The organism is Aeromicrobium sp. S22 (assembly GCF_009661045.1).
Taxonomy (GTDB): domain Bacteria; phylum Actinomycetota; class Actinomycetes; order Propionibacteriales; family Nocardioidaceae; genus Aeromicrobium; species Aeromicrobium yanjiei.
On the sequence record NZ_WJWV01000001.1, the window covers coordinates 1750527 to 1763657 of the forward strand.

At 69.9% G+C, this 13131-nt stretch carries 12 protein-coding genes; 8 read left to right on the plus strand and 4 right to left on the minus strand.

Annotated elements, in window-relative coordinates; all coding sequences use genetic code 11:
- Positions 1–2 precede the first annotated feature (2 nt).
- The 3 genes from GEV27_RS08510 to GEV27_RS08520 all read right to left on the minus strand — a co-directional run bounded on the left by GEV27_RS08510 (position 3) and on the right by GEV27_RS08520 (position 3131).
- A complete protein-coding gene (locus tag GEV27_RS08510) occupies positions 3–1052 on the minus strand; it encodes a family 43 glycosylhydrolase (RefSeq protein WP_194839814.1) in 1050 nt (349 codons plus the stop codon).
- A gap of 124 nt (positions 1053–1176) precedes the next feature.
- Entirely contained in the window at positions 1177–2052 is an 876-nt protein-coding gene (locus GEV27_RS08515; protein WP_153910823.1) for a hypothetical protein, read from the minus strand.
- Between the two features lie 71 nt (positions 2053–2123).
- A complete protein-coding gene (locus tag GEV27_RS08520) occupies positions 2124–3131 on the minus strand; it encodes a GNAT family N-acetyltransferase (protein WP_153910825.1) in 1008 nt (335 codons plus the stop codon).
- A 326-nt stretch (positions 3132–3457) separates the two neighbouring features.
- Here GEV27_RS08520 and infC point away from each other — a divergent pair, with 326 nt between their 5' ends.
- From infC to pheT, 7 genes are all read left to right on the plus strand, one after another.
- Complete coding sequence (infC, locus tag GEV27_RS08525; protein ID WP_056610155.1) at positions 3458–4135, plus strand: translation initiation factor IF-3; 678 nt, start codon at positions 3458–3460, stop codon at positions 4133–4135.
- A complete protein-coding gene (gene rpmI, locus GEV27_RS08530; protein ID WP_108578165.1) occupies positions 4136–4330 on the plus strand; it encodes a 50S ribosomal protein L35 in 195 nt (64 codons plus the stop codon).
- Between the two features lie 43 nt (positions 4331–4373).
- Positions 4374–4766, plus strand: coding sequence for a 50S ribosomal protein L20 (rplT, locus tag GEV27_RS08535; protein WP_108578164.1), 393 nt, complete (start codon positions 4374–4376; stop codon positions 4764–4766).
- Between the two features lie 33 nt (positions 4767–4799).
- Positions 4800–5615 (plus strand): RNA methyltransferase, encoded by an 816-nt coding sequence (locus GEV27_RS08540; protein WP_153910827.1) that lies wholly within the window; start codon positions 4800–4802, stop codon positions 5613–5615.
- 54 nt (positions 5616–5669) lie between these two features.
- Positions 5670–6710 (plus strand): ATP-binding protein, encoded by a 1041-nt coding sequence (locus tag GEV27_RS08545; protein WP_153652931.1) that lies wholly within the window; start codon positions 5670–5672, stop codon positions 6708–6710.
- 73 nt (positions 6711–6783) lie between these two features.
- Positions 6784–7887 (plus strand): phenylalanine--tRNA ligase subunit alpha, encoded by a 1104-nt coding sequence (gene pheS, locus GEV27_RS08550; RefSeq protein WP_153910829.1) that lies wholly within the window; start codon positions 6784–6786, stop codon positions 7885–7887.
- Positions 7887–10403 carry a phenylalanine--tRNA ligase subunit beta gene (gene pheT, locus GEV27_RS08555; RefSeq protein WP_153910831.1) on the plus strand — a complete coding sequence of 839 codons (2517 nt, stop codon included), beginning with the start codon at positions 7887–7889 and terminating at the stop codon, positions 10401–10403. Before pheS ends, pheT begins: the two co-directional genes overlap by 1 nt.
- A gap of 187 nt (positions 10404–10590) precedes the next feature.
- Here the strand turns inward: pheT and GEV27_RS08560 are convergent, their stop codons facing one another.
- Entirely contained in the window at positions 10591–11601 is a 1011-nt protein-coding gene (locus GEV27_RS08560) for a DUF2207 domain-containing protein (RefSeq protein WP_153910832.1), read from the minus strand.
- Positions 11602–11663: 62 nt separating this feature from the next.
- On the opposite strand from GEV27_RS08560, the gene argG reads away from it, so the two are divergent.
- Positions 11664–13097, plus strand: coding sequence for an argininosuccinate synthase (argG, locus tag GEV27_RS08565; protein ID WP_153652927.1), 1434 nt, complete (start codon positions 11664–11666; stop codon positions 13095–13097).
- The last annotated feature ends 34 nt before the right edge of the window (positions 13098–13131 follow it).

Sequence of the window (13131 nt, forward strand, 5' to 3'; positions counted from 1 at the left end):
CGCTAGGAGCGCACCTTGCTCACGTAGGGCTTCGCGGACTTCCACTTGACGGTTCCCACGTAGACGTTCGAGGGGCCGCCGGGCGTCTTCTTGCGGTTGGCGTGGCCGTTGAAGAAGATGAGCCACTTGTCGCTGCCGGTGTTGACGACCTGGGCGTTCCCGTTCCCGCACGTGTTGGTGTTCTTGGGGAACTTCAGGTTGGTGTGCTTGGCCTTCAGCCAGGACCTGGAGCTCCAGAGGTTCTTGCTCTGGTGGTAGCGGGTGCGGTAGTTGCACGTGCCGTACCAGCCGAACGACGTGAACAGCGTGTACCTGCTGCCGCGCTTGACCAGCACCGGGTTCTCCTCGATGTACTTGCTCCGCGCATCGCTGATCTTGATGCTCTTGCCGTGCTGGGCGGCGACGCGCGTGGGATCCGCAGGGTCGAGCTGCAGCAGCCGCGTCGTGGTGTGCCACTTGCCGTTCCTCTTGATCTGCGTCTTGTAGGTCAGCACCAGCTGGGTGCTGCTCAACCAGGTGGGCGTGGGGTCGATCAGGGAGAAGCCCTTGCCCTCGGACGCGATCTGGTCATACGGCTTGGCGCCCGAGCCCTTCCAGCACGCCAGCGCCTTGGGGCTGGCCGTGAAGGGGCCTCGCGCATTGGTGCTGACCCCGGTGCCGATGCACCGCGCGCTGCCGGCTCCCTTGACGGTCACCGCGAAGTACGCGACGTACGTCCCGCCGGACCGGGCCACCGACGGCGCCCAGATGCTCCGGTTGCGCTCGCCCTCCTTGGTCGCGCCCATCCACGTCGGCACCGTGGACTCCTTGAGGAGCCTGCGTTTCTGGACGCCCGCGTACGGGCCCGCAGCGCTGGTGCCCTTCGACACCGTCACCGAGTGGCTGGCCCAGCTGCCGGTGCCGTGGATGACCCAGCGGCCGTCGGTTCCTTGCACGACGCCGGGATTGGCGAGCGACTTCACCACCGGCTTGCGCACCTTCTTCGTCGCGGCGGAGGCCCCGGAGCTGAGCCCCGCGATCAACGACACGGCACCCAGTGCCGCCACTCCCACTGTCAGACAACGTCGTGCTCGTGCGTGCGTCATGCGTCCCCCTGCATCGATGTCGGTCCGGTCAGTATCGGGGCGCTTGACCACCACCACAACCCCCGGGACGCCACCGTTTTGCGCTGCGACCTCAGGACTTCGCTGCGGCCTTGGCCAGACACTTCTTCACCTTCGCGCGGGTCTTGGCCGCGGACACCTTCGATCCGCCCGCTGCGACGACCTCGGCGAACGCCGTCTTGAGTGGCCGAACCGTTTTGTCGCCGGTCTCCTTCTTCCAGGCCGGGATCATCGCGCGATCGAGCCCGTCCGACGGCGGGCGGAGCACGCCGTCGACCGGGGACGAGCAGCTGTCCGTGTAGGTGCCGTACTGCGGCGAGGCCACCCGGTAGTCGAAGCGGTCGTCGCGTCGCATGATCGTCACCGTCAGCTCGCGAGTGATCAGCACCGGAGCGGGCTTGCCCACGTCGTAGCCGACCCACGCCTGCGCACTGACCTTCAGCCCGTCCTTGACCTCCTGTGCGGTCCAGCCGACCTTGTACGCGCGGACCCGTCGTGGCATGCCGTCCTTCGGGAAGATGCTCGCGACCCGGTGGCCGATGCGCTCGCGCGGTTCGGCCTTGCTGCGCGCCTTCTTGTACAGGGCGGTGGCCAAGTAGCTGCCCGAGCTCTCGGTGACGTCGAACTTGCCGTAGACGAGGGCGTACGCCGCCTTGTCTGACGTCAGCTGCCAGCCGGCGGGATCCGTCATCGCGCTGCGCATCATGTCCGACAGCCGGGCGGCCACCTCGCGGTACCCCTCGCGCCACGACTCGTCCGGCAACCGGAGGTCCATGGGCGCGTCGTACGTGGCCGACGGCGCCGACGGCGAGGCCGCGAGGTCGGTCAGCTCGACGCGCGGGGGCGGCGCCGAGGCCTTCTTGGCAGGTGCGTCGGAGCCGCCGCCTCCGCAGGCGGCGACCAGTGTGAGCGCCAGCGCCGCCGATGCCCGTGCCAGCTGTCGTGCCACGTGTCCCCCTGGAGTGTGATCGTGTCGGTGGTCGGTCCCACCGGTCCCGAGATCATAGGAGACGGCCGGTCTCACCCGGTGCGGACCTCCCTCACGTCGCGCAGCGGAACCGTGATGTGCACATTGCCGTCGTGGCGCTCGACGCGGGCCACGAAGCCGGCGTCGCCCACCGCGCGCAGCAGGCCGTCGTTCGAGCCCGCCGTCACGAACGTGAGCCGCTCGGCTCCCTCGCCCTTCGCGCGTCCGGCCGCCTGCCGCAGCAGGAGCGCGCCGATGCCCTGGCCCTGCCAGGCGTCCTCGATGATGAGCCGGAAGGTCCAGACGTCGTCGTCGAGCGCGAGGACGCCGTGCCCGACCGCGTCGGCACCGACCTGCACGACCAGCGCGCAGCCGTGGTCCGGGACCACCAGCCGCCGTGCCATGCGCGTGGTCATGGGCATCTTGAGCGGCACCTGGTAGCGGTCGTACAACGTGTCGACGCTGCACCGCTCGTGCAGGGCGGAGACGAGCTCGATGTCGGCGAGCGTCGCCTCGCGGACCGCCGGGACGCTGTCGTGGAGCGGGGACGGGGTGATGAGCGGGACGTCGATGCCGGCGTCGCTGACCAGTGACAGCATCGCCCGGGCGCGCTCGTGCTCGACCGCCGTGAACGGGACCGCCCGGCCGATCTGCAGCTCCGAGCCGTCCCGGCGGGTCAGGACCATGACGTCGTGACCCGCGTAGTCGGCGACGTCCGGGGGCTCGGTCTCCAGCAGCTCGTGCAGCACGTCGGCGATGTCGCGCCCGTCCTCCAGGACCTCGTGGACGCCCCGCAGGTAGCGGATCGCGGGGTCGGCGATCGCGTCGTCGTCGACCCGGGTCGCGGCGACCGTCGCGCCGCCGGCGCGCTCGAAGACCTCCGCGACCCGGACGTCGGTCCAGCCCTCGGGGGCGCGGACGACGAGCTCGTCGGTCACGAGCGGCGTGGTGGGGAAGACCTGCAGCGAGACGATGTTCAGCTCGGCCTGTCCGCACGCGAGGGCGATCGAGGCCAGGTTGCCGGGCCGGTCGGCGAGGGTCGTGCGTACGCGCCAGAGCATGGCACCATCGTCGCCCGGCGAGTTTTCCGCGCGACGACATCGGTGTTTCGCGCAGGCAACAAGACGGCGGTCCCGGCGGGTCGGATTTCACGATCCGGCACGGGCGCTGATAACCTTGAGGACGAAGTGGAGGTCACCTCCCACCTGCGTGGTTCCTGACTGCGGGGTAGCGGTTCTCTTGTGTGCGGTGAAGACCGAGATCAAGGGGGCCTTGGTTGCGCATTTCCCTTGCCGGGGAATGATGCGACGGTGGCGTCCGTTTCGTACGGGGGCCTTATTTTTTTTGGGCCCTCCACACGACCCCAGGAGGATCCATCACCACAGAGCTGCGCGTCAACGACCGAATCCGAGTGCCCGAAGTACGCCTCGTCGGTCCTGGCGGTGAACAGGTCGGCATCGTTCGTATCGAAGATGCCCTGCGACTGGCTGCGGAAGCCGATCTCGATCTCGTCGAGGTGGCGCCCACAGCTCGTCCGCCTGTCTGCCGTCTCATGGACTACGGCAAGTTCAAGTACGAGACCGCACAGAAGGCTCGCGAGTCCCGTCGGAACCAGACGAACACCATCATCAAAGAGATGAAGCTGCGTCCCAAGATCGATCAGCACGACTACGACACCAAAAAGGGTCACGTCGTCCGATTCCTCAAGGCCGGCGACAAGGTCAAGATCACGATCATGTTCCGTGGACGTGAGCAGCACCGCCCCGAGCTGGGCTACCGCCTGCTGCAGCGTCTCGCCGCCGACGTGGAGGATCTCGGGTTCATCGAGTCCAACGCCCGTCAGGACGGCCGCAACATGACCATGGTGCTCGGTCCGCACAAGAAGAAGTCCGAGGCCCAGGCCGAGGTCAAGGCCGAAAAGGTCAAGAGCATGGATGCGAAGGCCGCCGACAAGGCAGCCGAGGAGGCCGAGGTCAAGGCCCACCGTGAGGCCGCCCAGGCCGTCGCAACCCCCAAGAAGCCCCGTCGTCGTTCAGAGAACCTCGACCCAGACATGGAGGCATAAATGCCGAAGTTCAAGCCCCACTCGGGGATGAAGAAGCGCGTCAAGCTCACCGGCAGCGGCAAGCTGCGTCGCGAGCAGACCAACCGTCGTCACCTCCTCGAGGTCAAGTCGTCGCAGCGCAAGCGCCGCCTCGACGGCACCACGGCCGTCTCCAAGAACGACGTCCCGCGTGTGAAGAAGATGCTCGGTCTCTGACCGCGTTCCCACCCCAAATCCCTAGAATTTAAGGAGAACTGAGATGGCACGCGTCAAGCGCTCAGTCAATGCACAAAAGAAGCGCCGTCAGACACTCGAGCGCGCTGCGGGCTACCGCGGCCAGCGTTCGCGCCTGTACCGCAAGGCCAAGGAGCAGGTCACTCACTCCCTGGTCTACAGCTACCGCGACCGCAAGGCCAAGAAGGGCGACTTCCGTCGTCTCTGGATCCAGCGCATCAACGCTGCGGTCCGCGCCGAGGGCATGACGTACAACCGCTTCATCCAGGGCCTCAAGGCCGCGGGTGTCGAGGTCGACCGCAAGATCCTGGCCGAGCTGGCCGTCAACGAGCCTGCCGCGTTCTCGGCGCTCGTGCAGACCGCGAAGGACAACCTTCCGGCCGACGTCAACGCTCCCAAGGACGGCGCCGCGGCCTGACCGCTGCGACCGTCAAGAGCTGAAGCACGAACCATGGTGGCGAGCACGCCTGGTGAGCTGACCGTCCGTTCAGGACGCGTCAAGCACGCCAGGCGGCTCGCCACTCGTGCGTTCCGGACCGATCGGCGCGAGTTCCTCGCCGAGGGTCCGCAGGCCGTGCGCGAGGCGCTCGCCTCACCCGGCACCACCCTCGAGGTGCTCGCGACCGCCGCCGCGACCGATCAGCACACCGATCTGGTGGAGGCCGCCCGCCAGGCCCAGGTCGAGTGGCACGTCGTGACCGACGACGTCGTCGAGGCCATCGCCGACACCGTGCAGCCGCAGGGCGTCGTGGCTCGCTGCGCGATGCTCGACCGGCCGCTGGAGGTGCTGCTGGACCGGTCACCGACGTTCGTGGTGGTCTGCGCCGACATCCGCGATCCCGGCAACGCCGGAGCGGTGATCCGTTGCGCCGACGCCGCGGGCGCGGACGGGGTAGTCCTGGTGGGCGACAGCGTCGATCCCTACAACCCCAAGTCCGTACGTGCGACGGTCGGCAGCATCTTCCACCTGCCCCTCGTGATCGAGCGGGACACCGCGGGCGCACTGCTCGCGCTGCAGGAGGCCGGGTTCCAGGTGCTCGCGGCCGACGGCGGGGGAGACGTCGGCCTGTTCGACGACTCGCTCGACCTGTCGGCCCCCACCGCCTGGCTCATGGGCAACGAGGCGTGGGGGCTGCCGGCCGCGACCCGGGACCTGGCGGACGCGGTCGTGTCGGTGCCGATCTACGGCCGGGCGGAGAGTCTCAACCTCGCCACCGCGGCGGCGGTGTGCCTCTACGCGACGGCTCGGGCGCGACACGACGACTGAAACATCGGGACCGGTCTCGTCGGAACTAGTCCATTGGTACTAGATTCTCTCGTCATGGACTACGACGACTACCCGGACGGCGTCATCATCGCCGGCGCGGACGGGTTGGTCGAGTACGTCAATCCGCGGATCAAGCTCATGGCACGTGCGGTCGGGGACGAGATGCTCGGCATGCACCTGTCCGACGCCGTCCCGTTCGACGACCTCAACGGCAACTCCTGGTACGACTGCAACCGCCCCTACGACGGTCTGAACATCCGTACCCGCACGTCGGAGTCCTCGTGGTGGTCGCCCAAGGGCAGCGAGTACCTCATCACCGCCTCGCTCGTGCGCGAGCGCCGCGGCGGTCCCGTGCAACGGGTCGTCGTCAGTGTGCGCAATGCGCGCATCCGCAACCAGGCCGACCGTGAGCGCTCCGACCTGGTCGCCACGGTGGCGCACGAGCTGCGCTCACCCCTGACCGGCATCAAGGGCTTCACGGCCACGCTGCTGAGCAAGTGGGACAAGTTCACCGAGGAGCAGCGCCAGCTCATGCTGGAGACGGTCGACTCCGACGCGGACCGGCTGAGCCGGCTCATCACCGAGCTGCTCGACGCCGCACGCATCGACGCGGGCCGACTGACCCTCAAGCGTGGCCCGGTCAAGCTCGACGAGGTCGTCCGGCACGTCCTCACGAGCGTGTCCGGCGGTGCGACCGATCCGTTCGAGGTCAGCATCAAGGACGATCTCGACCTGATCTGGGGCGACAGCGACCGCATCCACCAGGTCGTCACCAACCTGGTCGAGAACGCGATGCGCCACGGCTTCGGCCTCAAGGAGGTCGTGGTGCAGAACGAGCGGCACCCCTCCTACGAGGAGGGGGTCGCCCTCGAGGTGCACGACCACGGTCCGGGCATCCCCGAGGAGATGCGCCAGCGCGTGTTCAGCCGGTTCTGGCGCTCGGGTCCGGGTGCCGGCAGCGGCCTGGGGATGTACATCGTGCGGGGCATCGTGGAGGAGCACGGCGGGGTCACCCAGATCGGTGACTCCGAGGGCGGTGGGGCGCGGATCCGGGTCTGGTTCCCGATCAATGAGCCCGACTCGATGACCGACTGACCCGTCCGGGGAACGACCGATAAACTCAGTTGAGCTCGCCCGCTCGACCACCTGTGCTCTCCGGAAGGCATCCATGTCCGCGCCCAACTCCTCGTACGATCCCGTGGAGGTCACCCCGCTGCACGCCGACGAGGTCGAGCGCATGCGGGACGAGGCCCTGGCGGCGATCGCCGCCGCCGTGACCCTCGACGACCTCAAGCAGGTCCGCATCGACCACGTGGGCGACCGGTCGCCGATCGCGCTGGCCAACCGGGAGATCGGTGCCCTGCCCCCGCAGGCGCGCAAGGAGGCCGGCCAGCGTGTCGGTCAGGCGCGCGGCGCGATCAACCAGGCGCTCGCAGCGCGTACGTCCGAGGTCGAGGCGGCCGAGGAGGAGAAGGCGCTCGCAACCGAGGCCGTCGACGTCACCCTGCCGTGGGACGTCGCCCCGGTCGGCGCGCGCCACCCGGTCACGACCCTGTCCGAGCACATCGCCGACATCTTCGTCGCGATGGGCTGGGAGATCGCCGAGGGGCCCGAGGTCGAGGCCGAGTGGCTCAACTTCGACGCGCTCAACCTGGGCCCCGACCACCCCGCACGCACGATGCAGGACACCTTCTGGGTGGCGCCGGAGAAGGCTGCGATGGTGCTGCGCACCCACACCTCGCCCGTGCAGGCCCGCACGATGCTGACCCGCAAGCCGCCCATCTACATCGCGTGCCCCGGCCGGGTCTTCCGCACCGACGAGCTCGACGCGACCCACTCGCCGGTGTTCCACCAGGTCGAGGGCCTCGCGATCGACGAGGGTCTCTCGATGGCCCACCTCAAGGGCACTCTCGACCACTTCGCGCAGGCGATCTACGGCGACGGCATGACCACGCGGTTCCGTCCGTCGTACTTCCCGTTCACCGAGCCGAGCGCCGAGATGGACCTGCTCTGCTACGTGTGCCACGACGAGCCCGACGCAGTCGCCGACTGCCGCACCTGCAAGGGCGAGGGCTGGGTCGAGTGGGGCGGCTGCGGCGTCGTCAACCCGCGCGTCCTCGTCGCCTGCGGCGTCGATCCCGAGCGCTACTCCGGATTCGCCTTCGGCATCGGCATCGACCGCACCATCACGTCGCGCTACGACATCGCGGACCTCCGCGACCTGTTCGACGGCGACATCCGTTTCACCGAGCCCTTCGGAATCGAGCTGTAATGCGTGTCCCTGTCTCCTGGCTGCGCCAGTACGTCGACCTGCCCGCGGACCTGTCGACGGTCGACCTCGCCGCCCGCCTCACGGCGTACGACCTCAAGCTCGAGGAGATCGCGACCTCGGGCATCAGCGGCCCGCTGACCGTCGGACGTGTCCTGTCCCTGGTCAAGGAGCCGCAGAAGAACGGCAAGACCATCAACTGGTGCCGCGTCGACGTGGGAGCGCACAACGATCCGTCCGTGCCGGACGCCCCGGGGGAGGACGTCCCGTCGCGCGGAATCGTCTGCGGCGCGCACAACTTCGTCGAAGGTGACCTCGTCGTCGTGTCGCTGCCCGGGACCGTGCTTCCTGCGCTCGGCTTCGAGATCTCGGCTCGCAAGACCTACGGGCACGTGTCGGACGGCATGATCTGCTCCGGCGCGGAGCTCGGCCTGTCCGGCGACGCCGACGGGATCATCGTGCTCGAGCCCGGCTCGGCCGAGCCGGGCGACGACGCGATCGAGCTGCTCGGGCTCGGCGAGGAGGTCCTCGACCTCGAGGTCAACCCCGACCGGGCGTACGCCCTGTCGCTGCGCGGCGTGGCACGTGACGCCGCGATCGCGTTCGGCGTGCCGTTCCACGACCCCGCCGACATCGACGCCGTCACGACCCCGACCGACGGCCCCGGCGCGTACCCGGTCGAGGTGCAGGACCCGACCGCGTGCCCCGTGTTCGCCGCGCTCACCGTGACCGGCATCGACCCGGCCCGGCCGACGCCGGCGTGGCTCGCTCAGCGCATCGAGCTGGCCGGCATGCGGTCGATCTCCCTGGCCGTCGACGTCACCAACTACGTGATGCTCGAGCTCGGCTTCCCGATCCACGGCTACGACCGGTCCCTGCTCAAGGGACCGCTCGTGGTGCGGCGGGCGACGCCGGGGGAGCAGCTGACGACGCTCGACGGCACGACCCGCACCCTGAGCGAGGCCGATGCGGTCGTCACCGACGACCGGGGCCCCGTGGGCCTGGGCGGCGTGATGGGCGGCGAGGTGGTCGAGATGACCCCGACCACGACCGATGTCGTGGTCGAGGCCGCGGTCTGGTCCGCGCCGATGATCGCGCGGACGGCCCGCACCCAGAAGCTCTCGTCCGAGGCCGCCAAGCGCAATGAGCGCGGCGTCGACCCGACCCTTCCTGCTCGCGCCGTGCGCCGGGTCGCCGACCTGCTCGTCGAGCACGGTGGCGGCACGCTCGAGGAGGGGCTGACCCTCATCGGCGAGGCACCCGTCCTGCCCGACATCACGCTCGACGCCGATCTGCCGGCCCGGGTCACGGGTGTCGACATCGACACCGTCGCGGCGGTCGAGGCCCTCGAGGCCAACGGCTGCGAGGTCGGGGTCGACCACCGCTGGCTCACAGTCACCCCGCCTCCGTGGCGCTCGGACCTGACCGATCCGTACGACGTCGTCGAGGAGGTCCTGCGCGTCGTCGGCTACGACCAGGTGCCGTCGGTCCTCCCGGCTGCGCCCGCGGGTCGTGGGCTGACGAAGGCGCAGAAGCTGCGCCGTCGAGCCGGCCACGTCCTCGCGGGCGAGGGGCTCGTCGAGGTCAAGACGTTCCCCTTCGCCGGCGAGGCCGACTGGGACAAGCTCGGGCTTCCCGCGGACGACGTGCGGCGCCGCCAGGTCCTGCTGGAGAACCCGCTGTCCGCGGAGGATCCCGGCATGACCACGACGCTGCTGTCAGGGCTGCTGCGCAGCCTCGTGCTCAACGTCGGCCGCGGCCACTCCGACGTCCACCTCACCGAGACCGGGCGGGTCTTCCTGCCCCGGGCGGGTGACGCGGAAGCCCCGATCTACGGCGTCGACCGCCGCCCGACCGAGGACGAGCTGGCGGCCCTCGACGCTGCGCTGCCCGCGCAGCCGTACCACGTGGGCCTCGTGATGAGTGGCGAGCGCGTCCGATCGGGCTGGGCCGGCGCGGGTCGCCCCGCGGTGTGGGCCGACGCTATCGCGATCGTCCGGCACCTCGCGGCCGCGCTCCACGTCGACGTCGAGGTGCAGCAGGCGCAGCTCGCGCCGTGGCACCCCGGACGGTGCGCTGCGATCGTGCTCCGCGGCGTCGTCATCGGCCACGCCGGCGAGCTGCACCCGCGCGTCCTCAAGGCGTACGGACTGCCGCCGCGGGTCGTCGCGGCCGAGATCGACCTCGACGCGCTGATCGCGGCCTCTCCCGAGGTCGGTCCGCGCCCGCAGTTCTCCACCTTCCCCGTGGCGAAGGAGGACCTCGCGCTGGTCGTCGAGTCCTCGGTCCCGGCCGGGGACGTGGAGGCGACCCTCGCGGGTGCGAGTCCGCTGATCGAGTCCGCGCGGCTGTTCGACGTCTACGCCGGCGAGCAGGTGTCCGAGGGGCACAAGTCGCTGGCGTTCGCGCTGCGGCTGCGCGCCCCCGACCGCACGCTCACTGACGACGACATCCGCGCCGCCCGCGAGTCCGCGGTGGCCGCAGCCCACGAGCAGCACGGGGCGACCCTCCGCGCCTGACGCTGAGGGGAGCCCTCCGTCCGCTGGGGGGAGCTCCCCGTCCGCTGACGGGAGTCCCCGGTCCGCTGAGGGGAGCCTCCCGTCCGCTGACGGGAATGTCCGGTCGGCGTACCGGAGGCTCGCGTCGGCGTACGCAAGCCTCGCGTCGACGGACCGGAGGCGCGCGTCGGCGGACCGGAGGCTCGCGTCAGCGGGGGTGGGGCGCGGCGGGCCTGCGGGCGAGGAGGCCGGCGCCGCCGACCGCACATCCGGCCAGGGGCAGCAGGTAGGCCGTGACGGGCGGGTGCGCAAGGATGCCGATCGCCAGCAGCGCGATCAGCGAGACCCACGCGAGCACTGTCAGGATGACGTGCGGCGCCGCGTGTCGCGAGCGCCGGTCCAGGGCGTACGCGATGCCGCCCAGGGCGAACGCCGCGACGAGCAGTGCTGCCAGGTCTCGGACCGACCGTCCGAGGGCCCGGTCGAGCTGCACCGGCCACGGCGCCGTGACGCGGCCGGGTGCCTCGACGGGCAGCCCGGCGCGGAGCGTGACGGGCGTACGCGCGGGCAGTGCCCCGGTGGTGATCGTGACCCGATCGGAGCCCGTGCCGGTGATGTCGCACGTCGTGTCGGGGTCGCGGCCCGTCGCGCACCGGACGCTCTCGGTGCCGGCCGGCAGCGTGAGGTGAGCCGTGGACCTCTCGATCTCCATGTCCCAGCCTCGTGGCACCACGTCCCAGCGCAGGACGGACGGCGTCCGCGGCTCACGGGAGGTGCCGCTGTCGGCGTCCGAGGAGGAGAGCACACCGTCGACCGTGTAGCGGACCGTGTACGTGTGGGTGCCGGCCGTGACGGCGTCCGCGATCTGCGCGACCCGCACCCGCCGTCCCTGCTGCCACTGCAGCTCGACGGGCTGGCTGCGCCCGTCCACCTCGACCGCGATGTTCTCCGGCACCAGCCTCACGTGGCTGTCGAACGGGTCGCGCAGGTCCCAGGAGCGTGCGACGCCGGGCTGTCCCTCCCGGGTCTCGGTCGTGACCGTCTCCTTCGCCGCGAGCGTCCCGTCGGCGCTCAGGACGTAGTCACCCCGGAAGTCGGTGATGAGCCCCGAGCGCGGATCGATGTCCTGCTGGGGGGCCTGCGACGACGCCAGCACCGGGACGACCAGCAGCCCGACCGCGACCGCCAGGGCGAGCACGCGTAGGAGGGGCCGCAGCATGCTCGGGATCCTAGACGCACCCAGAATGCAAAGTCTTGCAGGTCCATGCAAGAATGTGAGCCATGTCCAAAGTACTGACCAGCCTTCCCGTCGGCGAGCGCGTCGGCATCGCCTTCTCCGGAGGCCTCGACACCTCGGTCGCGGTCGCGTGGATGCGCGACAAGGGCGCCGTCCCCTGCACCTACACCGCCGACATCGGCCAGTACGACGAGCCGGACATCTCCGGCATCCCGGGTCGTGCGATGGAGTACGGCGCCGAGCTCGCCCGCTCGATCGACTGCAAGCGGCCGCTGGTCGAGGAGGGGCTCGCAGCCCTGGCCTGTGGCGCGTTCCACATCCGCTCGGGCGGACGGACGTACTTCAACACCACGCCGCTCGGCCGCGCCGTGACCGGCACGCTGCTGGTGCGCGCGATGCACGAGGACGGGGTCGACATCTGGGGCGACGGATCGACCTTCAAGGGCAATGACATCGAGCGGTTCTACCGCTACGGACTGCTCGCGAATCCTGAGCTGCGCATCTACAAGCCGTGGCTCGACGCGGCGTTCGTCGCCGAGCTCGGCGGCCGCACCGAGATGAGCCAGTGGCTCACGGAGCGGGGGCTGCCGTACCGCGACAGCCAGGAGAAGGCCTACTCGACCGACGCCAACATCTGGGGTGCGACGCACGAGGCCAAGACCCTCGAGCACCTCGACACCTCGCTGGAGTCCGTCCAGCCGATCATGGGCGTCCGCTTCTGGGATCCGTCCGTCGCGATCGAGACCGAGGACGTGACGGTGTCGTTCGAGGCCGGGCGCCCGGTCGCGATCAACGGCGAGACCTTCGCGGGCGACCCCGTGGCCCTCGTGCACGAGGCCAATGCGATCGGCGGACGGCACGGGCTCGGCATGTCCGACCAGATCGAGAACCGCATCATCGAGGCCAAGAGCCGCGGCATCTACGAGGCGCCGGGCATGGCCCTGCTGCACATCGCGTACGAGCGGCTGCTCAACGCGATCCACAACGAGGACACGATCGCCAACTTCCACCAGCAGGGCCGCCGCCTCGGACGGCTGATGTACGAGGGCCGCTGGCTCGACCCGCAGGCGATGATGCTGCGCGAGTCGATCCAGCGCTGGATCGCGTCCGTCGTGACCGGCAAGGTCACGATCCGGCTGCGCCGCGGCGAGGACTACTCGCTCATGGACACCCAGGGACCGGCCTTCAGCTACCAGCCCGAGAAGCTCTCGATGGAGCGCACCGAGAACGCCGCGTTCGGCCCGACCGATCGCATCGGCCAGCTCACGATGCGCAATCTCGACATCGCCGACTCGCGCGCCATGCTCGAGCTCTACGCCGAGCAGCCCCTCGACCAGGGGCAGGTGCTGGTCGAGAACGGCACCCTGTTCGGTGAGCTCCCGGCCGGCGGAGCCACCCGCATCGAGGCCAACCCCGCCGTGAGCGACGCCGACGCAGCACTGCTCGACGCCGCCGCGATGGAGCTCGGCACCGACTGACGACGTACGCCCATGACCAGTTCTGCAAAGGTGG

What these genes read in the sequence shown, in the direction of transcription:
- GEV27_RS08520 (WP_153910825.1), bottom strand. Translation starts at nt 3,131, where the DNA reads ATGCTCTGGCGCGTACGCACGACCCTCGCCGACCGGCCCGGCAACCTG.
- rpmI (WP_108578165.1), top strand. Translation starts at nt 4,136, where the DNA reads ATGCCGAAGTTCAAGCCCCACTCGGGGATGAAGAAGCGCGTCAAGCTC.
- rplT (WP_108578164.1), top strand. Translation starts at nt 4,374, where the DNA reads ATGGCACGCGTCAAGCGCTCAGTCAATGCACAAAAGAAGCGCCGTCAG.
- GEV27_RS08540 (WP_153910827.1), top strand. Translation starts at nt 4,800, where the DNA reads ATGGTGGCGAGCACGCCTGGTGAGCTGACCGTCCGTTCAGGACGCGTC.
- GEV27_RS08545 (WP_153652931.1), top strand. Translation starts at nt 5,670, where the DNA reads ATGGACTACGACGACTACCCGGACGGCGTCATCATCGCCGGCGCGGAC.
- pheS (WP_153910829.1), top strand. Translation starts at nt 6,784, where the DNA reads ATGTCCGCGCCCAACTCCTCGTACGATCCCGTGGAGGTCACCCCGCTG.
- pheT (WP_153910831.1), top strand. Translation starts at nt 7,887, where the DNA reads ATGCGTGTCCCTGTCTCCTGGCTGCGCCAGTACGTCGACCTGCCCGCG.
- GEV27_RS08560 (WP_153910832.1), bottom strand. Translation starts at nt 11,601, where the DNA reads ATGCTGCGGCCCCTCCTACGCGTGCTCGCCCTGGCGGTCGCGGTCGGG.
- argG (WP_153652927.1), top strand. Translation starts at nt 11,664, where the DNA reads ATGTCCAAAGTACTGACCAGCCTTCCCGTCGGCGAGCGCGTCGGCATC.